The organism is Bacillus aquiflavi (assembly GCF_019915265.1).
GTDB classification, from domain to species: Bacteria; Bacillota; Bacilli; order Bacillales; family Cytobacillaceae; genus Bacillus_BT; species Bacillus_BT aquiflavi.
In genome coordinates, this window is sequence record NZ_CP082780.1 from 3,494,302 (window position 1) to 3,515,371 (window position 21,070).

Consider the following 21,070-nt stretch of genomic DNA (forward strand, 5'->3'; position numbering starts at 1 on the left):
GAGGTGGAGCCCGTGGATAAAAAAGAAGTGTTTGAGTCAGTAAGTAATATGGAAGTTCAAATTGGTCATTTATACCGTCAGCTTGGAGAATTAAAGGTGCATTTAGCAGAGATTTTAGAAGAAAATAATTCTTTAAAACTAGAAAATGAGCATCTAAGGCGTCGATTAGAACGGGTAGTTGATACGGATAAGAAAGGTTCGAATCGTCAAAAAGAGGATCGGCAACCTGCCTCCCTGTCTAGCAGAGAAACGATTGATATTGGTGAAGGGTACGATAATCTTGCACGTTTGTATCAAGAAGGGTTTCATATTTGTAATCTGCATTTTGGCAGCCTTAGAAAAGAAGGAGATTGCTTATTTTGTTTATCCTTCCTTAATAAAAAGTAAAAACAGCCTTTCCCCGTTTGGGAGGCTGTTTTTATCGTATCGCTAAAGTTATAAATCTTTTTTTGGAGGAATAAGATGGTTGAGTTAAAAGAGGACGAACGTTTAGATTATTTACTTGCAGAAAAGTTGCGCATTATTCAAAGTCCAACTGTTTTTGCCTTTTCCCTTGATGCAGTGTTGCTTGCAAAATTTGTTTATGTTCCGATTCAAAAAGGGAAATTAATTGATTTATGCAGTGGAAATGGGGTTATTCCTTTATTTTTAAGTACAAGAACAAAGGGATCAATTACAGGGATCGAAATACAAAGGCGTTTGTTTGATATGGCTGTTCGCAGTATTCGTTATAATTGCTTGGAAAGCAGGTTACAGATGATTCATGGGGATATTAAGGACATGCCAAAGCAACTTGGCTATGGGAAATATGATGTTGTCACATGTAATCCGCCTTATTTCATAACTCCTTCCAAAGAGGAAATGAATCGAAATGAGCATTTAGCCATTGCCCGACATGAAATTTTATGTAACCTTGAAGATGCTGTTCGTGTTTCAAGTCAATTAGTACGAACAGGCGGCAAAGTAGCATTTGTACATCGGCCTGGAAGGTTAGCTGATTTAATCGTAATGATGTGCAAATATAAATTAGAACCAAAACGTCTTCAGTTTATTTATCCAAAATTAGGGAAAGAAGCCAATATGATTTTAGTTGAAGCAGTCAAAGATGGAAAGCCTGATTTGAAAATACTACGTCCTTTCATCGTGTATAATGATAAAAATGAATATACTAAAGAAATGAGAGAGCTATTGTATGGAAAGCAGTGAACATTATTTTTATGTGTTGCATTGTAAAGATGGCAGCTTTTACGGAGGCTACACAAATAATCTTGAACGGAGAATTAAGCTTCATAATGAAGGAAAAGGTGCAAAATATACTAGGGGCGGGGGGCCAGTTCAGTTAATTTATTCTAAAACATTTTTAACAAAAAGTGATGCTCTTAAGGCAGAATATCAATTTAAACAGTGGTCTCGACAGAAAAAAGAGCAGTTTTTAAAGGAGTCAGGTGGTCTTTATGTGGCAGCAGAAAAGCTTTAATGATCAAGAAGATAATGGTACTTTATTTTTAGTTCCAACTCCAATAGGCAATTTAGAAGATATCAGTTTTCGAGCTGTGCGGATTTTAAAGGAAGTTAATTTAATAGCTGCTGAAGATACCCGCAACACAAAGAAACTTTGCCATTATTATAAAATAGAAACCCCTATTGTTAGCTATCATGAACATAATAAAGAAACAAGTGGCAAGAAGCTTTTAGAAAAAATAAGCGATGGGATGAAAATTGCTCTTGTTAGTGATGCTGGGATGCCAACGATTTCGGACCCTGGTTTTGAATTAGTAGCCGAATTGCTTGAAAATAAATTGTCTGTCGTTCCATTGCCTGGAGCAAACGCAGCACTAACAGCATTAATTGCTTCGGGGCTTCCCCCGCAACCATTTTATTTTTACGGATTTTTAAATAGGCAAAAGAGAGAGAAGAAGAAGGAGCTTGAGGAATTAAAAAAACTAACTGTTACGTTTATCTTATATGAATCACCCCATCGATTAAAAGAAACACTTGCCCTAATATTAGAGGTTCTTGGTGATCGACGTCTCGTTCTTAGTCGTGAGTTAACAAAAAAGTACGAAGAGTTTATAAGAGGTTCCGTAAGTGAATTGTTGAATTGGTCAAATACTGAAGAGATACGTGGAGAATTTTGTTTAATTGTAGAAGGATCTAGTAAAGCAGTTGAAAGTGATCAAATATGGTGGGGGAGCTTAACAGTTAAAGAACATGTACAGCACTATATGGAAAAAGAAAGATTATCTTCAAAAGAGGCGATTAAGAAAACAGCTAAAGAGAGAGGAATACAGAAAAGGGAAGTTTATCAAATCTACCATATTCATTCAGACTATTGATAAAATGAAACAAATGTAATATCTAATTAATTTTATCATTAGTAAATAAGAAAAAAGAATTAGTCTTAATTACACATAAGTAGAAAATAAAATAGCTTCTCCGTTAGTATGAGGAGAAGCTATTTTAGTTATTACTTAATTTCATCAAATGATTTTTGAATTTCTCTTATCAGTTGTTCTGCACCAGCACGGCTTAAAATTAATTTTCCGCCAGCTAATGAAACGTTTTTGTCGGAAACTTCACCTGTAACGTGACAAGTCATGTTTGGTTTGTATTTTTTTAAGATGATTTTATCATCGTCAACGTAAATTTCTAGAGCATCCTTCTCTGCAATTTCTAAAGTACGTCTTAATTCAATTGGGATTACCACACGACCTAACTCATCAACTTTACGAACAATACCTGTAGATTTCATAATTAAAATTTCTCCTCTCCAAATTGTAATTTTGTGTTTTTTAATCTCTATTTATTTCGCCATTATTCGACAAAACTTATGTAACTTAATAATACCAACGATTCCCATAATCGTCAATAAAATTATCTCGAAACTGAGTAGAAATTTTTAACAATCATTAAAGTTTATTATTTCAGCGGATTTCGGGATAATAAATCAAATAAATAATGTCTTTTTTGATATTTATATTAAAAAATATATGAATATGGGTAGGGGTATTAATAAAAATATAATATCATTTTAATGGAAAAATGAAAAGGATAAATAAATATTATTCGACAAATTTAAAGCATTTTTCCTTTTAAGTATATTTTAAAGTGTTAAAAGGAGATGATGAAAATGAGTCATTTTAAATATTTAAGCAGTGTCTAAAGCTGAACAATCACGATTTAGGTGACGATAATGTAAGGAATTATAACAGAATTAAAATATAATACGTAAAATTTAATCATCCCTAATTATCACGGTCTTCTTTAAAAAACATTTTTTTTTTATTTGATTTTACTCTATATAATCGCTATTTTTTATGGCAAACTTTATCTCACTGTATGATAAAATTGGACAAGGAGGGAGAACAGATGAAAGAAAATTTAAAAACCTTTTATATTACGACACCAATTTATTATCCAAGCGGAAATCTTCATATAGGTCACGCGTATACAACAGTTGCGGGCGACGTCATGGCACGGTATAAACGAATGCGCGGTTTTGATGTAATGTATTTAACGGGTACAGATGAGCATGGGCAAAAAATTCAAAAAGCAGCCAAAGAAAAAGGTGTTACACCTCAAGCATATGTTGATGAAATTGTTGCCGGCATTCAAAAGCTTTGGGGGAAATTAGATATATCTTATAATGACTTTATTCGAACGACTGAAGATCGTCATAAAGATATCGTGCAAAAGATCTTTGCCCAATTAGTAGAACAAGGAGACATTTATTTAGGGGAGTACGAAGGATGGTATTGTACTCCGTGTGAATCGTTTTTTACAGATAGACAGCTTATAGAAGGCAATTGTCCAGATTGTCATCGTTCTGTTGAAAAGGTAAAAGAAGAATCATACTTTTTTAGAATGAGTAAATATGCCGATCGCTTATTACAATATTACGAAGATAATCCTGACTTTATCCAGCCTGAATCGCGGAAAAATGAAATGATTAACAATTTTATTAAACCAGGTCTTGAGGATTTAGCTGTATCTAGGACAACCTTTGACTGGGGAATTAAAGTTCCAGGAGATCCTAAGCATGTCATTTACGTATGGATTGATGCGTTAACGAACTACATTACTGCTCTTGGTTACGGTACAGATGATGATAAGAAATATCTAAACTATTGGCCGGCAAATGTTCATTTAGTTGGCAAGGAAATTGTGCGCTTCCATACGATTTATTGGCCAATAATGCTGATGGCTCTCGATTTACCATTACCTAAAAAAGTTTTTGCCCACGGATGGCTTTTAATGAAGGATGGCAAAATGTCAAAATCTAAAGGGAATGTTGTTGATCCAGTAACATTAATAGACCGGTATGGGTTAGATGCTCTTCGTTATTATTTATTGCGTGAAGTTCCTTTTGGTTCTGATGGAGTGTTTACACCTGAAGGATTTATAGAAAGAATTAATTTCGACTTAGCAAATGATCTTGGGAACTTGTTAAATCGAACAGTGGCAATGATAGAGAAATATTTTACCGGTATTATTCCTGTCTATAAACATTCAGATAATGAATACGATCGACAGCTACTTCAAGCAAATATTGAAACGGTTGAAAAATATGAAAAAGCAATGGATAACATGGAATTTTCATTAGCATTGACAGCTGTATGGCAGCTGATTAACCGAACAAATAAATACATCGACGAGACGCAGCCATGGGTATTGGCAAAAGAGGAAAGCAACCGAAATCAATTGGGAAATGTCATGAGCCATTTAGCTGAATCTCTTCGTCGAACTGCTATTTTATTACAGCCTTTTTTAACGAGAACACCACAAAAGATATTTCACCAACTGCAACTTGAAGGTGATCATCTTATATCTTGGGATAGTTTGAGTAAATTTGGGGCAATCCCAGAAGGAACCCGTGTTAACAAAGGAGAACCGATTTTCCCACGTCTTGATATGGAAGAAGAAGTGGCCTACATTAAAGATAAGATGCAAGGAAATACAGTAAAAAAAGCGGCTGAAGTACCTAAGAGCGAAGAGATTACAATCGATGATTTTATGAAAATTGATTTACGTGTAGCAGAAGTCATTCATGCAGAACCAGTAAAAAAAGCAAATAAATTATTAAAGCTTCAACTCGATCTAGGTTTTGAAAAGCGACAAGTTGTTTCTGGTATAGCGGAATATTATAAACAAGAAGAGCTAGTTGGTAAGAAAGTAATTTGTGTAACAAATTTAAAACCTGTGAAACTGAGAGGAGAGCTTTCCGAAGGGATGATTTTAGCAGGAGAGCAGGATGGTGTATTATCGTTAGCATCTGTAGATCAAACCCTTCCTAACGGTTCGAAAGTTAAATAAATAATTTTTAAAACATAGAAATGTTTCAATTGTTACATTTCTATTTTTTTTTTTTGCTGGTAGATGTAATATAGGTAGTATCAGTTCAATTGTAATTCGATGGAAAAAGTATAAAAATGAATAATATTTTACAGATTGTAGACAATTAAAAGAATTATTCGAAATGAATCAAGGTGAAGTAAATAGAAACGCTCATTAATGATTTCACATTGTCACAGTCTGGAATAATATTTTAATATATAGTTTTTCAAAAAAATGTGATGAAATTGTAATCTTTTTGTACATCTTGTAAATTATTTTTGTCATAAATTTGAGAGTGAAAAGGGGTTAGTATTTATGTTATTTGATACGCACGCACACTTAAATGCAGATCAATTAAAAAAAATGATTTACCGGAAGTGATAGATCGGGCCCTAAAAGAAGGAGTCTCGACAATCGTTGTAGTAGGGTTTGACCGTCCAACAATCAATAAAGCAATTGAGCTTTCCGAAGCATATGAATTTATTTATGCATCAGTAGGCTGGCATCCAGTTGATGCTATTGACATGACAGAAGCCGATCTTGCTTGGCTTGAGGAGCTTTCTGCTCACCCTAAAGTAGTTGCCTTAGGAGAGATGGGTTTAGATTATTATTGGGACAAGTCTCCTAAAGAAGTACAAAAAGACGTCTTTCGTAAACAAATTCGCTTAGCAAAGAAGGTAAAACTTCCAATTATTATCCATAATCGAGAAGCGACATCTGATGTTGTAGACATTTTGAAAGAGGAGGGGGCAGATGAAGTAGGTGGAATTATGCATTGTTTTAGCGGAAGTGTAGAAACTGCAAAAGAATGTATGAAGCTAAATTTTTATATATCCCTTGGCGGTCCAGTTACTTTTAAAAATGCAAAAAAGCCGAAAGAAGTTGCAGCTGAAATTCCATTGGAGCGTTTGCTTATTGAAACAGATTGTCCTTATTTAGCACCGCATCCTTATAGAGGAAAAAGAAATGAACCAGGCTATGTCAAGCTTGTAGCAGAACAAATTGCAAATATTAAAAATATAACCGTTGAAGATGTTGCTGTAGCAACAAAAAAAAATGCAAAAAAATTATTCGGGATTTACTGATAAAACATTTTGTCGAGACATGAGAAGACTTGTCCGTTTTTTTGATTATTCTAAAAAGTTCTACATGTCTCTTTCTCTTCATAGAATAACGATGTCGAGAAGTACTTCTTTCATTTTTTTTGAATTTTTTGCATAATAGTTTGATAGGAGGTGCTAGGGTTGACAGTTGGAAAGATAGTCTATATAATTTCTCCGAGAGAAGGAGGCGTTTTTCATTTTGATTAAAAACATGAAAAACCTTTTTTCCCAGTCTATGAGTAAAAAAAGAATAGTTATTATTTCAGCTAGTTTTGTAGTGTTTGCTGCGGTTTTAGGTTATGCTTTGTACGAAGGTACAAAGAATACGGTAGCTCTTACCCTAGATGGTGAAAAAAAAGAGATTAAAACTCATGCAGAAACAATCCAGGATATATTTGACGAATTAGATATTTCATTACGCTCAGAAGACTATGTTCATCCCTCATTAACAACAAAGGTCAAAAACAACTTGCAAATTATGTGGGAACCAGCAAAACAGGTTCAAGTTACACAAGATAACGAGGAAAAAATCATTTGGACAACAGCAAAAACGGTTGACGATTTGCTTAAGGAACAAAAGATTGAGTTAAATGAGCACGATCAAATCGAGCCTGAACCAAAAACCGCAATTAAGGGTGAAATGAAAATTGCAATTAAAAAAGCATTTCCATTCAAACTTGTTGTCGGTGGAGAGGAACAGGAAGTTTGGTCAACTTCGACTACGGTCGCTGACTTTTTAACAAGTAAAGGAATAACACTAAATGAATTAGACCGGGTTGAACCAGATTTAAACGAATCGGTTAATGAAAATACTGTTATAAACGTCATTAGAGTAGAAAAAGTCACCGATGTAGTGGGAGAACCAGTAGACTTTGCAGTTGTAACCAAAAAGGATTCAAATCTAACAAAAGGCAAAGAGCAAGTTGTTCAAGAAGGTGAAAAGGGTTCTATTCAAAAAGAGTTTGAAGTTATCTTAGAAAACGGTAAAGAAGTCTCTAGGAAATTAATTTCAGAAAACCAAGTAAAAGATAAGCAAGATAAAATTGTTGCAGTTGGAACGAAAGTAATTGAAAAACAAGTTTCCCGTGGAACAGAAGCACCTAGCAGTCCTAGCGCCCCTAGTACTCCAAGTGCTACAAGTGCTCCAAGTGAAAAAAAGGCTGAGCCAAAAGAGTCGAGTGAACCCGAATCAAACAATAGCAAAGAATTTTATGTAACAGCAACCGCCTATACTCCAAATTGTAATGGTTGTTCAGGTTACACAGCAACAGGAATTAACATCGAGGCTAATCCAAATTTAAAAATCATTGCAGTAGATCCAAGTGTTATTCCATTAGGATCAAAAGTTTATGTTGAAGGTTATGGTTATGCGATAGCGGGTGACACAGGTTCATCTATTAATGGTCATACAATCGATGTATTATTCCCAACGCAGAGTGAGGCTTATCGTTGGGGTAGAAAGAAAGTAAAAATTAAAATTTTAAATTAATCTTTTATGCAGGGGGTTTATGATCCTCTGCATTTTGTGTTTTAATCGAGAAAAATAAATAAGTATTTTTTATTAAAATATAATGACAATAATGACTGTTTTCTTACATAATGTTTTTTCTTATATATATAGACGATATATGTTACAAAAATGTTTCAGTTTTTGGAGGAAAAAATAAAAAAAATAAAAGAAATTATTGTTGTAGAAGGAAAAGACGATACGAAGGCGATTAAAAAGGCTGTTAATGCTGATACGATTGAAACGAATGGATCAGCTTTAAATAAAGAAACAATTGAAAAAATTAAGCTTGCACAACAAACTAGGGGAGTCATTATTTTAACTGATCCAGATTTTCCGGGGGAGAAAATTAGGAAAACAATTGATGAACAGGTTCCAGGCTGCAAACATGCCTTTTTGATGAAGCAGGATGCACAAGGAAAGAATAAAGATATTGGGGTGGAAAATGCCGTACCTGAAACAATTAAAAAGGCATTGATCGGGGCACAAATCATGCAGGAAGATGCTTTCGAAGAAATAACGAGGGACGATTTAATAGCAGCAGGTTTAATTGGTGAAATTGGATCGAGCAAAAGAAGGGAAGTACTTGGGAAATTACTTAAAATCGGTTATACAAACGGAAAACAGCTACATAAAAGATTGATGATGTTTCAAATATCTAAAGAAAAATTTTTAGCTGCAGTTGCAATCATCCAACAGGAGGAACAAAATGGATAAAGATATTGCTACACCAAAAAGAACGAAAAATATTTTGGAAAAGTATGTTTTTTCATTTAAAAAAAGTTTAGGTCAAAATTTTTTAATTGATACGAATATCTTAAGACGGATAGTTCATTATGCCGAATTAACTGATGAAACAGGTGTAATTGAGGTTGGACCCGGAATTGGCTCGTTAACAGAGCAACTTGCTCGAAATTGTAAAAAAGTTGTTTCATTTGAAATTGACCAGCGACTTCTCCCAATCCTTGAAGAGACTTTATCGCCTTATCGTCATGTGAAAGTTATTAATAAAGATATATTAGAGGCTGACTTATCCACCATCATTGATGAGGAATTTAAAGATATTCAAGATCTTATGGTTGTTGCTAATCTTCCTTACTATGTGACAACCCCAATCATTATGAAGCTGTTAGAAGAAAAACTCCCGATTCGGGGTATAGTTGTCATGCTCCAAAAAGAGGTGGCAGATCGAATTTCAGCTTTACCTGGTACGAAGGATTATGGTTCTCTTTCTGCAGCTGTACAATATTATACAGAAGCAGAAACGGTGATGACGGTTCCAAAAACTGTATTTGTTCCACAACCAAATGTTGATTCAGCTGTTATTCGCTTAAAGAGACGAAAGAAACCTCTCGTGTCAGTTCACAACGAAGCATTCTTTTTTAAAGTGATAAAAGTTTGTTTTGCTCAACGAAGAAAGACGGTGTTAAATAACTTAATAAGTCAATTACCTAATGGAAAGGAAAAAAAGGAGGAAATACGAACTGCGTTATTAGCCGTTAACATTGATGCTGGCAGAAGAGGGGAAACGCTTTCGATCGAAGAATTTGCTCGTTTAAGTGAAGCTATTTATCCATATTTCAGATAGCCCCTTATATACATGTTTTTACCATATTATTAACAGTTATTTACGGTCTTTGTTGTAAATCATCAATGACTTAATTCACTTCCGCCTTATGGATTTACTAACAAGCGTTTTTAATCAGTCTCACTTCAAATATAACCTTTTTCTATAAGTTCTGAGACCTTTATTTCTAAGGTCTCTTTTTAATGGACTGGAGGCATCTGTAAGGGGATTTTAAATGTGAACTTAAGGTTTTTAATTGAAATTTTATTTAACGTTGCAATACAAGGTTTTATAATGGTTTCCTTCTATTTTTCAGATTGGAACACTTAATTGCTTTTTGCATAGCCTATGAAAGAAGAAATCACAAATAAATACCTAATGATCTTAATGAGACATAAGCCTTTAAAAGAGGCTTTACTTGGAGTGACGACAGTGGAAGTTAAATTAAATGATATCGTGGGACGTTTGTCGTATAATTGTGATATTTTGTTTCGTGTCATTGATATTCGTAAAAGCGGTGAATCTAAATTTGCCATATTATACGGTGAAGATGTACGGCTTGTAGCTGACGCCCCTTACGAAGATTTAGTTATCATAGATCAAAGTGAGCAACAGAGGATGGCTCAACAATTTCGATCACTTGAGGAACAATCGTACAAATTGTTTAATCAAGATGTCAAATTATTAAGAGAAAGACAGGAATATGAATCAACAGGCGGCTATAATCAAGAATATAATCATTTCCAAGTTCCGGGAAAAGTTTTGCATTTAGATGGAGACCCAACATATTTAAAGAAATGTTTAAGTTTATACGAAAGAATTGGAGTTCCTGTGTTTGGAGTACATTGTAATGAAAAGGAAATGCCTATTAAGATTAGCCAATTATTAAATTATTATCGTCCAGATATATTAGTAATCACAGGTCACGATGCATATTCAAAAACTAAAGGAAAAATGTCCGATTTAAATGCTTATCGCCATTCAAAACATTTTATGCAAACAGTTCAAGAAGCACAAAAAAAGATACCTCATTTAGATCAACTTGTTATTTTTGCAGGGGCTTGCCAATCCCATTTTGAATCATTAATTCATGCCGGTGCAAATTTTGCCAGCTCTCCGTCGCGAGTAAATATTCATGCGTTGGACCCAGTTTATATTGTTGCCAAAATAAGTTTTACTCCTTTTATGGAACGAGTTAACGTTTGGGATGTACTACGTAACACATTAACAGGTGAAAAAGGGTTGGGGGGCATAGAAACAAAGGGTGTTTTACGAACACGAACAGGAATGCCTTATAAAATTTATAAAGAGTAAATTTTTTTTATCATTTATCACCTTCACCTAAAATAATATTTCATCCTCTAATATTTAAAAATGCCACTTCCTAAAGAAATGGCACTTTTTTATTTGAAAATCTTCTCTTTAAAAGGATACATAATCTTCAAATATTAAGGTTATGATAAAAATATTAAAAATTAGATGTAAAATTCATATAAAATATATTGACAATTGATTCAAAGGACTGTTACAATTCTAATTTTGTTTGACTAAATTAATACATCGTGATATACTTTACATAGTGAGGTGGACCGAAATGCCAAAAACTCTTGCAGATATTAAAAAGGCTCTTGATTCAAAGCTGGGTAAAAAATTATTGCTAAAAGCAAATGGTGGACGTCGGAAGACGATAGAACGTTCAGGAATTTTAGCAGAAACTTATCCTGCCGTTTTTGTCATCGAACTAGATCAAGAAGAAAATGCATTTGAACGAGTATCTTACAGTTATGCAGATGTTTTAACAGAAACGGTTGAAATTACCTTCTATGATGATGCATCGGGAAATATTGCTTTAAGCGGACAATAAACAAGTTATTTTTTTGAATCCGATTCATTATCATGCTCTTTAAAGGGCATGATAATGAATCGGATTTTTTTATAAAATTAACCTTTATATTCATTTTTTAAAGATATTGTATTCACCTTATTTCAATTTGTTAAGGATAAATTAGGTTACATGAAAAAAGCTAGTCGCTAACATAATAAGAACAGCCGTATTGCGAAGAAAGGGGTTGTTTTTTTATGGGCAGAAGAAAAGGAGTTATGTCAGAGCGTTTTAAAGAGGAACTTGCTAAAGAACTAGGTTTTTATGATGTCGTCCAAAAGGAAGGCTGGGGCGGTATTAAAGCAAGAGATGCAGGAAATATGGTGAAACGTGCAATTGAAATTGCCGAGCAGCAGCTCACTAATAAACGTTAAACTCTTTGACAAATGGAATTGTAAATTTTGCACTGCCTGAAACATTCGTCTTTTAAAAATTATAAATTCGCATACGGCAAACAATAGCCGAGGCAAAAAAGCCTCGGTTTTTATATTGGGATAAACACCTAAAATTTTGAAGGTTTTATTTATAATAGATGAGTGTTAAAATATTTAATCTGTAGGAGAGATTCATTGAAATTTTGAAAAAGTCTTTTTTTGTTTCTTTTATGGTAATATAGTACAAAAAGTCGTTATGTTATAAGTAGGTGAAAAATGTTGAGGCTTTTAATGAAGGCTCCAGCGAAAATTAATTTATCTTTAGATGCATTATATAAACGCCTAGACGGATATCACGAAGTAGAGATGGTTATGACAACAATAGATTTAGCTGATCGTCTTGAATTATCTTCATTAGATAGTAATGAAATTAAAGTTGTATCACATAATAGGTTTGTACCTGATGATGAACGAAATTTAGCTTACCAAGCAGCAAAGTTACTTAAGGATAGGTTTTCTATTAATAAAGGTGTATTGATCTCTCTTGAAAAGATTATCCCTATTGCTGCAGGTTTAGCAGGGGGGAGCAGCGACGCAGCAGCTTTTTTAAGAGGTTTAAATAAATTATGGGGTTTAGGCCTATCGTTAGATAAGCTAGCTGAATTGGGGGCGGAAATAGGCTCTGATGTATCTTTCTGTGTATATGGCGGAACAGCTCTTGCGAAAGGGCGTGGTGAAAAAATAATTCAGCTTCCTCCACCTCCCACTTGTTGGGTTATATTAGCGAAACCGTTTGTAGGTGTATCAACTGCGGATGTTTATCAGCGCCTTAATTTGTCAACGATACGTCATCCAAATACAAACGCATTGATCCAAGCTTTAAAAAGTAATGATTATCTCCAAGTTTGCCGCCATGTAGAAAATGTGTTAGAAGATGTTACGTTTAAGATGCATCCAGAAGTTGCACAAATTAAAGAGCAAATGAAACGCTTTGGAGCTGATGGGGTATTAATGAGCGGAAGTGGACCGACAGTGTTTGGTTTAGTTCGGCATGATTCGCGCATGCATCGTATATACAACGGGCTTCGAGGATTTTGTGATCAAGTATTTGCTGTACGTATTTTAGGGGAACGACATACTCTTGATTAATTCCGTACAATAATGATATATTATCGATAAAATATTCGGGGTTTGGAGGGCCAAACAATGAATTTTCGTCGTAGTGAACGATTAATTGACATGACGAATTATTTATTAGAACATCCTAGACAACTTGTACCATTAACGTTTTTTGCTAAAAGATACGGGTCTGCAAAATCCTCCATTAGTGAAGATTTAGCCATTATCAAGGAAACGTTTGAACATAGAGGAATAGGTGCTTTGCAAACTGTTCCTGGAGCAGCTGGCGGTGTGAAATATTATGTAAAGGTAAAAAATGAGGAGGCAGAACCTTTTATTGAGAAGCTGTGCAACTTGATTGCCGATCCTGAACGACTTCTTCCAGGGGGATATTTGTTTATGACAGATATTATTGGAAATCCATCTATTGTTAATAAAGTCGGACGCCTTTTTGCTTCAGCTTATTGCGATACGAAAATTGATGTCGTAATGACAATTGCTACGAAAGGAATTCCAATTGCATATGCCGTTGCAAGTCTGTTAAATGTTCCAGTTGTCATTGTAAGAGGAGATAATAAAGTAACAGAAGGTTCTACAGTTAGCATTAATTACGTTTCTGGCTCGACAAAAAGAATTCAAACAATGGTCTTATCTAAACGTAGCTTAGCTGAAGGTTCTAACGTATTAATAGTAGATGATTTTATGAAAGCAGGCGGAACCGTTAATGGAATGATTAGTATGTTGTATGAATTTAAAGCGAATTTAGCAGGAATCGCTGTATTAGTAGAATCTGAAAATATTGAAGAACGTTTAGTTGATGAATATTTGTCACTTGTAAAACTTTCTGATGTAGATGTCAGGGCAAAAAAAATTAATGTAAACAAAGGTAATTATTTTGTTAAAAATAAGGGGGATAAAAGATGAAAGCAATCCAAACAAATGAAGCACCAGCAGCAATCGGCCCGTACTCACAAGGAATAACTGTAAACAATATGTTTTTTAGTTCAGGACAAATACCATTAACTTCCCAAGGAACATTAGTAGATGGTGATGTAAAGACCCAAACACATCAAGTATTTAAAAACTTACAGGCTGTCTTAAAAGAAGCGGGTGCCTCTCTTGAAACTGTTATAAAGTCTACAGTATTTATTAAAAATATGGACGATTTTACAGCTGTTAATGAAGTGTATGGTGAATACTTTAAAAATCATAAACCTGCCCGTTCCTGTGTAGAAGTTTCTAGGCTACCTAAAGATGTATTAGTCGAAATAGAGGTAATTGCGCTTGTTAAATGATAACAGGCATGAGACTACAAAGAAAATCAATATTTGAATTAATTTCGAGAGACTTGGAAACATTGTCAGTCGAGATGTGTGAAAACAGACGGAACGCGAATAGAACAGTCGTTCATGGTTTCGCTTGTCGATAGTCTAGCGCTCGTTAAATGATAACGGGCTTTTTTTTTGCGATTTTCGCTTATTATTTATTTAAGCTAGATTTGTTTCTACATTACTTATCACTAGCATTGCGTAAATTGAGTTAGAATTTCCTGTTAATATATTTCTTCGTTTTTGAACTAAAAAGACAAGACCTAAATAAAGGTGGCACTGTCCATTTGGTAACAATATACAGTTATCCCAGAGTTACAACAACAAGATTCTTTAACGGACTAGAGCGTTCATCAAACTTTCGTGTCCAAGTATAAGAAGGTTTCCAAATTGCTCTCTTTAACCAGCGAGTGATTCGAAGTAAAGATTTACAACTTTTCATCTCTAATTGAATGAGAACATTTAAGCAATAGGTGATAAGGGCTAAGAAAATTTGGTTTTGAATCGTGGTCTCACTCATACGATAAAAATGCTTAATTTCTACGTGCTGCTTCAGCCATTTGAAAAATAGTTCAATGGTCCAACGAGAACGATAAATGTCACTGATTTCTTCAGCACTTAAATCAAAGCGATTCGTGATTAAACGAAGGAAGTTTCCTTTTATATCCTTGACTTCAAGAAGACGAAAGACATTTTCTGTTCGATTTTGTATGCTACCGATGTAAACCCTTTTGTCGGATTGCACAGGGCAATCATCCGAAATTGAAAAAGAATGAACTTCACGAATGACTGCATTTTTCTTCAGTCGTGATACGAAAAAATAACCTTCATCGGTCATCCGATCAAATCGTTCATAATCCACATAGCCACGATCAAACACGTACATAGCTTCTTTATCATCTACCAGAACTTCAAGCTGATTTCGGTCATGTTCTTTTGCCGTTGTAATGACAGCTTTTTCTGGATAAACAGCATTTTTATCCATGAACACGAGTCGCAAATGTAGTTTTACACCTGCTTTTGTTTGACGAAACTTCGCCCATTGATAGTTAGTTAAGTTGAGTGGTAGAGTACTCGAATCAATGATTTTTAGTGGCATTCTCTTTCCACTTTTCATGTGATAATGTTGAATTTTCCACACTAAATCCAAGAACATATGAGAAAGAATGAGCGGATTGATAATATTGTTCTTTCGTGATAACTGAGATGCACTAATTGATTCAAATCCGAGTATTTTCTGAAGATCTTCGTCTAAAAGGGCATCACTGATTTCTTCTAAACTCTCATATTCATGAAGCTGGAAAAAGCAAAAGCTTAATATAAGACTACGATGTAAACTTCTTTGTTTTTGTTCTTTAACAAGTTCAGAAAGCTTTTGAATATTTATTGGTGAAACCCATTTACCAAATGACGTAATTAGTGTATTCTTGTCCATGACATATTCCTTTACATTTGGATTTGGACAGGAACCACCTGTACTTCCATTGTAAAGGATTTTTTTGTTTTACAATCACATTATTTTTAAAAATTCCTAGTATTTTAAATCATCTGAATATGTTAATGCAATGCTAATGATTACTTATATAAATAAGATAAAGACGAAAGTTAACAAACTCCTATATTCCTCGTTGTTAGCTCATAAAATACAGTTCTATTAGTGTTGCATTTCAAATTCACTTTTTATGAATAATCATAATTCTTTGTAAACTTTCCTCTTGACTTTAGGTAAACTTCCCAAAAATCATCAAATATCCTTAAATTTTCAAAAAAATTAACTATTTAAGAAGGAATAATGGAAAACACGTTGAATTAGTTATCTAGATTTGTATCTACAAAAAAAGGTGGTGAACTGAAGTGGAAGTTACTGATGTCAGATTGCGCCGTGTAAATACTGATGGGCGAATGAGAGCAATTGCCTCCATTACGATTGATAATGAGTTTGTTGTTCATGATATTCGCGTGATTGATGGTAATAATGGTTTATTCGTCGCAATGCCAAGCAAACGTACTCCGGACGGAGAGTTTCGTGATATCGCTCATCCAATCAATTCTAATACACGCAGTAAAATACAAGAAGCAGTTTTGGCTGAATACCACCGTCTTGGTGAAATGGAAGTGGAATTTGAAGAAGCTGGAGCTTCTTAAAAAGATGAAATTGACTACAACTAGAGCCTACTTCAATAGTATGGCTCTTTTTATTCCCCCGTCTTTCAACTTTAACTAAAAAAGGTTGTCAAAAAGTCCGGGAATAAAATGGAGATCGTTTGTATCTCACATTTATTCTTATCTCCTACATTACTGCCTCTATTCATTTTCTAATCCTTAAAGAGTCTGCTTCATTTAACTTCTCGGCCCTTTTTGTCCTCCTTTTTAAGTCGTATAATTCAAAGAACAATTACTTGACAATTATTTGTATATCGTCAACATTTCTTGAAAAGTGTAATTATTTAAGATATAGTCTTAATGGATAAAACGGAGTGAATTGGAGGCCTGCTCATGTCTAATCGTTACGCAATAATATTGGCCGCAGGTCAGGGCACAAGAATGAAATCGAAGCTCTATAAAGTTCTTCATCCTGTTTGTGGCAAACCGATGGTTCAACACGTAGTAGATCAAGTATCTCAGCTTAAAATAAACAAAATCGTTACAATAATTGGTCACGGTGCGGAAAAAGTAAAGGCTCAGCTTGGTGAATCAGTTGAATATGCATTACAGGAAGAGCAGCTTGGAACTGCTCATGCAGTGATGCAAGCCAAAGAGATATTAAAGGACAGGGACGGCGTAACAATTGTTGTTTGCGGTGATACCCCGCTCATTAAGTCGGAAACGATGGAAGCGCTTTTTAATCATCATGAAAAAATGTCAGCTAGTGCGACGATATTAACGGTGTTGACAAAAGATCCCGAAGGTTATGGGAGAGTTATTCGTAATTCTGAAGGGTTAGTAGAAAGAATAGTAGAACAGAAAGATGCAACAATTGAAGAGCAAAAAATAAATGAAATTAATACTGGTACATATTGTTTCGATAATAAATCATTGTTTGCTGCTCTTAATGAAGTATCAAATGAAAATGCTCAAAGTGAATACTATTTACCTGATGTGATTGAAATTTTACGACAGCAAGGAAAGGTAGTTACTGCCTTTCAAACTGAAGATTACGAGGAAACGCTAGGAGTAAATGACCGAATTGCCTTAGCTGAAGCAGAAAGAATAATGAAGGAAAGAATTAACAAATCCCATATGAAAAACGGAGTCACAATTATAGACCCCGCAAATACATATATCGGTGCAGATGTAAAAATTGCTTCAGATACGGTTATCTATCCAGGAACAATTATCTCCGGTCACACAGAAATTGGCCAAGATTGCGAAGTTGGTCCTAATTCTGAACTAAAAGACTGCATAATTAAAGATCGTACTGTTGTTCGTCAGTCTGTTGTTCATGAAAGCACCATCGCATCAGAAGTAAAAATTGGTCCATTTTCTCATATTCGTCCGCAAACAATTGTCCATGATCATGTGAAAGTCGGCAATTTCGTGGAATTAAAAAAATCGAGTATAGGAAGCGGTAGTAAAATTTCTCATTTAAGTTATATTGGTGATGCCGAAGTTGGGGATAATGTAAATATAGGTTGTGGCTCAATAACTGTCAATTATGATGGGAAGAACAAATATTTAACAAAAATTGAAGATGAAGTATTTATTGGTTGTAACACAAATTTAGTCGCTCCAGTCACTATCGGTAAAGGAGCCTATGTAGCAGCCGGTTCTACAATTACAAAAGATGTCCCTAGTGAAGCACTATCAATCGCTCGTGCCCATCAAGTTAACAAAGATCATTATGTTCAAAAGCTAAATGCTAAGAAATAAAGCAATTGGAGGTCCATCATGTCTAATCGATATTTAGATCCAAGCTTAAAAGTTTTTTCACTCAATTCTAATCGTGAACTGGCAAATGAAATTGCAAAAGAAATTGGTTTAGAACTAGGGAAATGTTCCGTAACACGTTTTAGTGATGGTGAAATTCAGATCAACATCGAGGAAAGTATTCGCGGTTGTGAAGTATTCGTCATTCAATCTACCAGTTCACCAGTTAATGAAAATTTAATGGAATTATTAATTATGATTGATGCATTGAAACGAGCATCTGCAAAATCAATTAATATTGTTATGCCATATTACGGATATGCTCGTCAAGATCGCAAAGCGCGTTCTCGTGAACCTATTACCGCAAAATTAGTCGCCAACTTACTGGAAACTGCTGGAGCTGCACGAGTGATTACACTTGATTTGCATGCCCCACAAATTCAAGGCTTTTTTGATATTCCAATTGATCATCTTATGGGTGTACCAATTTTAGCGGAATACTTCCGAAGCAAAAATATTAATAAAGACATAGTCATTGTTTCTCCAGATCATGGCGGAGTAACACGTGCACGTAAAATGGCAGAGCGTTTAAAGGCACCAATTGCTATTATTGATAAACGGCGTCCAAAACCAAATGTCGCTGAGGTCATGAACATTGTTGGTATCATCGACGGAAAAGTCGCCATTTTAATTGATGATATTATCGATACTGCAGGTACTATAACACTCGCTGCTAGCGCTCTTATAGAAAACGGAGCTGCTCAAGTATACGCGTGTTGTACTCACCCAGTTTTATCTGGACCTGCAATTGAGAGAATAGAAAATTCAAAAATAAAAGAACTTGTTGTAACAAATACAATTGCATTATCTGAAGATAAAAAATCAGATAAAATCGTACACCTTTCGGTTGCTCCATTAATAGCAGAAGCGATTGTTCGGGTTCATGAAAAACAATCTGTAAGTAAACTATTTGACTAAAATGTTTAGTCCTTCCTAAAATAGGGTATTTTTAAAAAGAGTACTTGTAATTTAATTAGGAAGGTGACTGTAATGACTACTGTTTTACAGGCAAGGAAGCGAACTGAGTTTCGACGTTCTTCATTAACAAAAATAAGGGAAGAGGGAAAGATACCAGCCATCATTTACGGTACAAAAATGGATAGTGTCCCAATAGTGGTCCAATATGCTGATCTTATTAAAACCCTTCAAATAGTTGGAAGGAACGGTGTGATTGCACTAGATCTTAATGGAAATAAACAAAATGTTGTTCTAAGTGATTTTCAAGAGGATCCCCTTAAAAACAGAATAATTCATGCTGATTTTCTAGCTGTTGATATGTCGACTGAAATAACAGTCGATGTTCGTGTTGTATTAGTAGGGGATGCAGCAGGTGAAAAGGATGGTGGAGTATTGCAGCAACCACTTCATCAAGTTTCACTCACTGCTACACCGAATAATATCCCTCAATCAATTGAAATTGATATTTCTACGTTGCAAGTGGGTGAAACAATTGCAATCAAGGATATAACAGCCGAGGGGAAATATATGATAAATCATCATGATGAAGAAGTTATTGTTTCCATACTGCCACCTAAACAGGAAGAAGAAATTAATTCTGGTGAAGAACAGGAAGCTGGTACTCCTGAAAATGAAGAAGGACGGGAAACCGAGGCAAGCAATGAATAATTAAAAAAACTGGTTCTCAAAAGGATGGTACTCCCTCAAAGATTTCTTTTCTTGAGGGAGCTAACACTTTTGGTTTTGACAGTCTCTTTATACTTTTCCTGATTTTAGTGAATTAACAGAAAAATATATAAAGAAGTTTATTCGGTCGATTTCGTTTTTTTTTTACGGTAAGGGGGATATAGTGTTGAAGCTAGTTGTGGGTTTAGGAAATCCTGGGAAGCAATATGAGGAAACAAGACATAATATTGGATTTAAAGTAATAGATGAATTAAGTCATCGTTTAAATATTCCTTTGGATCAAACAAAGTTTAAAGGAATTTATGGGATAGGTTTCTTAAATCAAGAGAAGATTATATTGTTAAAACCTCTTACATATATGAATTTGTCTGGTGAGTCAATACAAGGTGTTATGAACTATTATCATATTGATTTAGACGATCTATTAGTTATTTATGATGACCTTGATCTTCCAGTTGGTAAAATTCGTTTACGTCAAAAAGGAAGTGCAGGCGGGCATAATGGAATAAAATCTGCCATTTTACATGTCGGTTCCCAGCACTTTAAGCGGATTCGTGTTGGAATTGATCGCCCTCGCAATGGAATGAGCGTATCTGATTATGTATTAGGCCGATTTACGAGCGAAAAACTAAAAAAAATGAAACATTGTATTCATAAAAGTGCTGATGCGTGTGAAGAATGGTTTAAAAATCCATTTTTACAAGTAATGAATGATTTTAATCAGTAAATTTCTTCATGTTTCCTTAACTTATTCATACAATACAATAACTGAAAATCAGCAGCATTCAGGATAAGTTTGAAAACGAATAAGTTTCCCTGGAACTGTTAATAATAACAGTGATGTAGCGCTTTATAAATAAGGGTCAACTAGTAATAGTAAGCGCTAACTTCCTAGTAGGTTTCTCAAGTGGGAATATTCATTCGAATCTCTACTAGTCAATACTGTTTTCCAGGGGGGACAGACATGGCGATTTTGTACTATTGTCGACATTGTGGAATTAAATTGGGTAAACTCGATAAATTATCTGTTCATACTGAGAGCCTTGGTTTTAGTGCATTAACCGAGGAGGAACGGCAAGAAATGATCTCATATGACCATTCGGGTGATATCCATATAAAATCAATTTGTGAGGATTGCCAGGAGTCATTAGAACGAAATCCGGCTCTTCATCAGTACGATTACCTCATTCATTAGCAAGCTTTGGACCTTACTCCAAAGCATTTTTCTGTTTGGCGCGCCCAGCAGGCCGTTAATTGCTAGTTGGTGAAAGTCCAACCTGAGTAA

Annotated in this window: 22 protein-coding genes and 1 pseudogene; 21 read left to right on the forward strand and 2 right to left on the reverse strand. The window is 34.7% G+C overall.

Annotation, left to right across the window (positions count from 1 at the left end; genetic code table 11):
• The first annotated feature begins 12 nt into the window (after positions 1 to 12).
• The 4 genes from yabA (at position 13) to rsmI (ending at position 2,336) form a co-directional block, all read left to right on the forward strand.
• Complete coding sequence (gene yabA, locus K6959_RS16930) at positions 13 to 387, forward strand: DNA replication initiation control protein YabA (RefSeq protein ID WP_163242109.1); 375 nt, start codon at positions 13 to 15, stop codon at positions 385 to 387.
• Between the two features lie 75 nt (positions 388 to 462).
• Positions 463 to 1,206, forward strand: a complete 744-nt coding sequence (locus K6959_RS16935) for a tRNA1(Val) (adenine(37)-N6)-methyltransferase (protein ID WP_163242108.1) — start codon at positions 463 to 465, stop codon at positions 1,204 to 1,206.
• The gene (locus K6959_RS16940) at positions 1,193 to 1,477 is read left to right on the forward strand and encodes a GIY-YIG nuclease family protein (RefSeq protein ID WP_223087113.1); all 285 of its coding nucleotides are present in this window, start codon (positions 1,193 to 1,195) and stop codon (positions 1,475 to 1,477) included. The genes K6959_RS16935 and K6959_RS16940 overlap by 14 nt, the downstream gene beginning before the upstream one ends.
• On the forward strand, positions 1,455 to 2,336 hold the full coding sequence (gene rsmI / locus K6959_RS16945; RefSeq protein WP_163242106.1) for a 16S rRNA (cytidine(1402)-2'-O)-methyltransferase: 882 nt from the start codon (positions 1,455 to 1,457) through the stop codon (positions 2,334 to 2,336). The genes K6959_RS16940 and rsmI overlap by 23 nt, the downstream gene beginning before the upstream one ends.
• 131 nt (positions 2,337 to 2,467) lie before the next feature.
• Here rsmI and K6959_RS16950 read toward each other — a convergent pair whose 3' ends face one another.
• Positions 2,468 to 2,752, reverse strand: coding sequence for a transition state genes transcriptional regulator AbrB (locus K6959_RS16950; RefSeq protein ID WP_223087115.1), 285 nt, complete (start codon positions 2,750 to 2,752; stop codon positions 2,468 to 2,470).
• A gap of 617 nt (positions 2,753 to 3,369) precedes the next feature.
• Here K6959_RS16950 and metG point away from each other — a divergent pair.
• The 11 genes and pseudogenes from metG (at position 3,370) to K6959_RS17005 (ending at position 14,181) form a co-directional block, all read left to right on the forward strand.
• Entirely contained in the window at positions 3,370 to 5,313 is a 1,944-nt protein-coding gene (gene metG / locus K6959_RS16955) for a methionine--tRNA ligase (protein ID WP_163242104.1), read from the forward strand.
• A 336-nt stretch (positions 5,314 to 5,649) separates the two neighbouring features.
• Positions 5,650 to 6,419: pseudogene (locus K6959_RS16960) on the forward strand (TatD family hydrolase).
• Positions 6,420 to 6,648: 229 nt separating this feature from the next.
• Positions 6,649 to 7,926, forward strand: a complete 1,278-nt coding sequence (locus tag K6959_RS16965) for a G5 and 3D domain-containing protein (protein ID WP_223088423.1) — start codon at positions 6,649 to 6,651, stop codon at positions 7,924 to 7,926.
• A gap of 150 nt (positions 7,927 to 8,076) precedes the next feature.
• Complete coding sequence (gene rnmV / locus K6959_RS16970) at positions 8,077 to 8,661, forward strand: ribonuclease M5 (protein WP_223087117.1); 585 nt, start codon at positions 8,077 to 8,079, stop codon at positions 8,659 to 8,661.
• Entirely contained in the window at positions 8,654 to 9,532 is an 879-nt protein-coding gene (rsmA, locus tag K6959_RS16975; RefSeq protein ID WP_223087119.1) for a 16S rRNA (adenine(1518)-N(6)/adenine(1519)-N(6))-dimethyltransferase RsmA, read from the forward strand. The genes rnmV and rsmA overlap by 8 nt, the downstream gene beginning before the upstream one ends.
• 411 nt (positions 9,533 to 9,943) lie before the next feature.
• Entirely contained in the window at positions 9,944 to 10,825 is an 882-nt protein-coding gene (yabG, locus tag K6959_RS16980) for a sporulation peptidase YabG (RefSeq protein ID WP_223087121.1), read from the forward strand.
• Positions 10,826 to 11,105: 280 nt separating this feature from the next.
• Entirely contained in the window at positions 11,106 to 11,375 is a 270-nt protein-coding gene (veg, locus tag K6959_RS16985) for a biofilm formation stimulator Veg (RefSeq protein WP_163242100.1), read from the forward strand.
• Between the two features lie 215 nt (positions 11,376 to 11,590).
• Entirely contained in the window at positions 11,591 to 11,767 is a 177-nt protein-coding gene (locus K6959_RS16990; RefSeq protein ID WP_163242099.1) for a small, acid-soluble spore protein, alpha/beta type, read from the forward strand.
• A 279-nt stretch (positions 11,768 to 12,046) separates the two neighbouring features.
• Entirely contained in the window at positions 12,047 to 12,916 is an 870-nt protein-coding gene (gene ispE / locus K6959_RS16995) for a 4-(cytidine 5'-diphospho)-2-C-methyl-D-erythritol kinase (RefSeq protein WP_223088424.1), read from the forward strand.
• A gap of 57 nt (positions 12,917 to 12,973) precedes the next feature.
• Complete coding sequence (gene purR, locus K6959_RS17000; RefSeq protein ID WP_223087123.1) at positions 12,974 to 13,810, forward strand: pur operon repressor; 837 nt, start codon at positions 12,974 to 12,976, stop codon at positions 13,808 to 13,810.
• Positions 13,807 to 14,181, forward strand: a complete 375-nt coding sequence (locus K6959_RS17005; RefSeq protein ID WP_163242096.1) for a RidA family protein — start codon at positions 13,807 to 13,809, stop codon at positions 14,179 to 14,181. The genes purR and K6959_RS17005 overlap by 4 nt, the downstream gene beginning before the upstream one ends.
• 337 nt (positions 14,182 to 14,518) lie before the next feature.
• Here the strand turns inward: K6959_RS17005 and K6959_RS17010 are convergent, their stop codons facing one another.
• Positions 14,519 to 15,649, reverse strand: coding sequence for an IS4 family transposase (locus K6959_RS17010; RefSeq protein ID WP_223087124.1), 1,131 nt, complete (start codon positions 15,647 to 15,649; stop codon positions 14,519 to 14,521).
• Between the two features lie 419 nt (positions 15,650 to 16,068).
• Here K6959_RS17010 and spoVG point away from each other — a divergent pair, with 419 nt between their 5' ends.
• From spoVG to K6959_RS17040, 6 genes are all read left to right on the forward strand, one after another.
• Positions 16,069 to 16,359 carry a septation regulator SpoVG gene (gene spoVG, locus K6959_RS17015; protein ID WP_163238788.1) on the forward strand — a complete coding sequence of 97 codons (291 nt, stop codon included), beginning with the start codon at positions 16,069 to 16,071 and terminating at the stop codon, positions 16,357 to 16,359.
• Between the two features lie 351 nt (positions 16,360 to 16,710).
• Complete coding sequence (gene glmU / locus K6959_RS17020; protein WP_163238790.1) at positions 16,711 to 18,084, forward strand: bifunctional UDP-N-acetylglucosamine diphosphorylase/glucosamine-1-phosphate N-acetyltransferase GlmU; 1,374 nt, start codon at positions 16,711 to 16,713, stop codon at positions 18,082 to 18,084.
• Positions 18,085 to 18,102: 18 nt separating this feature from the next.
• The gene (locus K6959_RS17025; RefSeq protein ID WP_223087126.1) at positions 18,103 to 19,059 is read left to right on the forward strand and encodes a ribose-phosphate diphosphokinase; all 957 of its coding nucleotides are present in this window, start codon (positions 18,103 to 18,105) and stop codon (positions 19,057 to 19,059) included.
• Between the two features lie 72 nt (positions 19,060 to 19,131).
• The gene (locus K6959_RS17030; RefSeq protein WP_163238794.1) at positions 19,132 to 19,767 is read left to right on the forward strand and encodes a 50S ribosomal protein L25/general stress protein Ctc; all 636 of its coding nucleotides are present in this window, start codon (positions 19,132 to 19,134) and stop codon (positions 19,765 to 19,767) included.
• A gap of 184 nt (positions 19,768 to 19,951) precedes the next feature.
• Entirely contained in the window at positions 19,952 to 20,512 is a 561-nt protein-coding gene (pth, locus tag K6959_RS17035) for an aminoacyl-tRNA hydrolase (RefSeq protein WP_223087128.1), read from the forward strand.
• Between the two features lie 237 nt (positions 20,513 to 20,749).
• Positions 20,750 to 20,980 carry an anti-sigma-F factor Fin gene (locus K6959_RS17040; RefSeq protein WP_163238798.1) on the forward strand — a complete coding sequence of 77 codons (231 nt, stop codon included), beginning with the start codon at positions 20,750 to 20,752 and terminating at the stop codon, positions 20,978 to 20,980.
• The last annotated feature ends 90 nt before the right edge of the window (positions 20,981 to 21,070 follow it).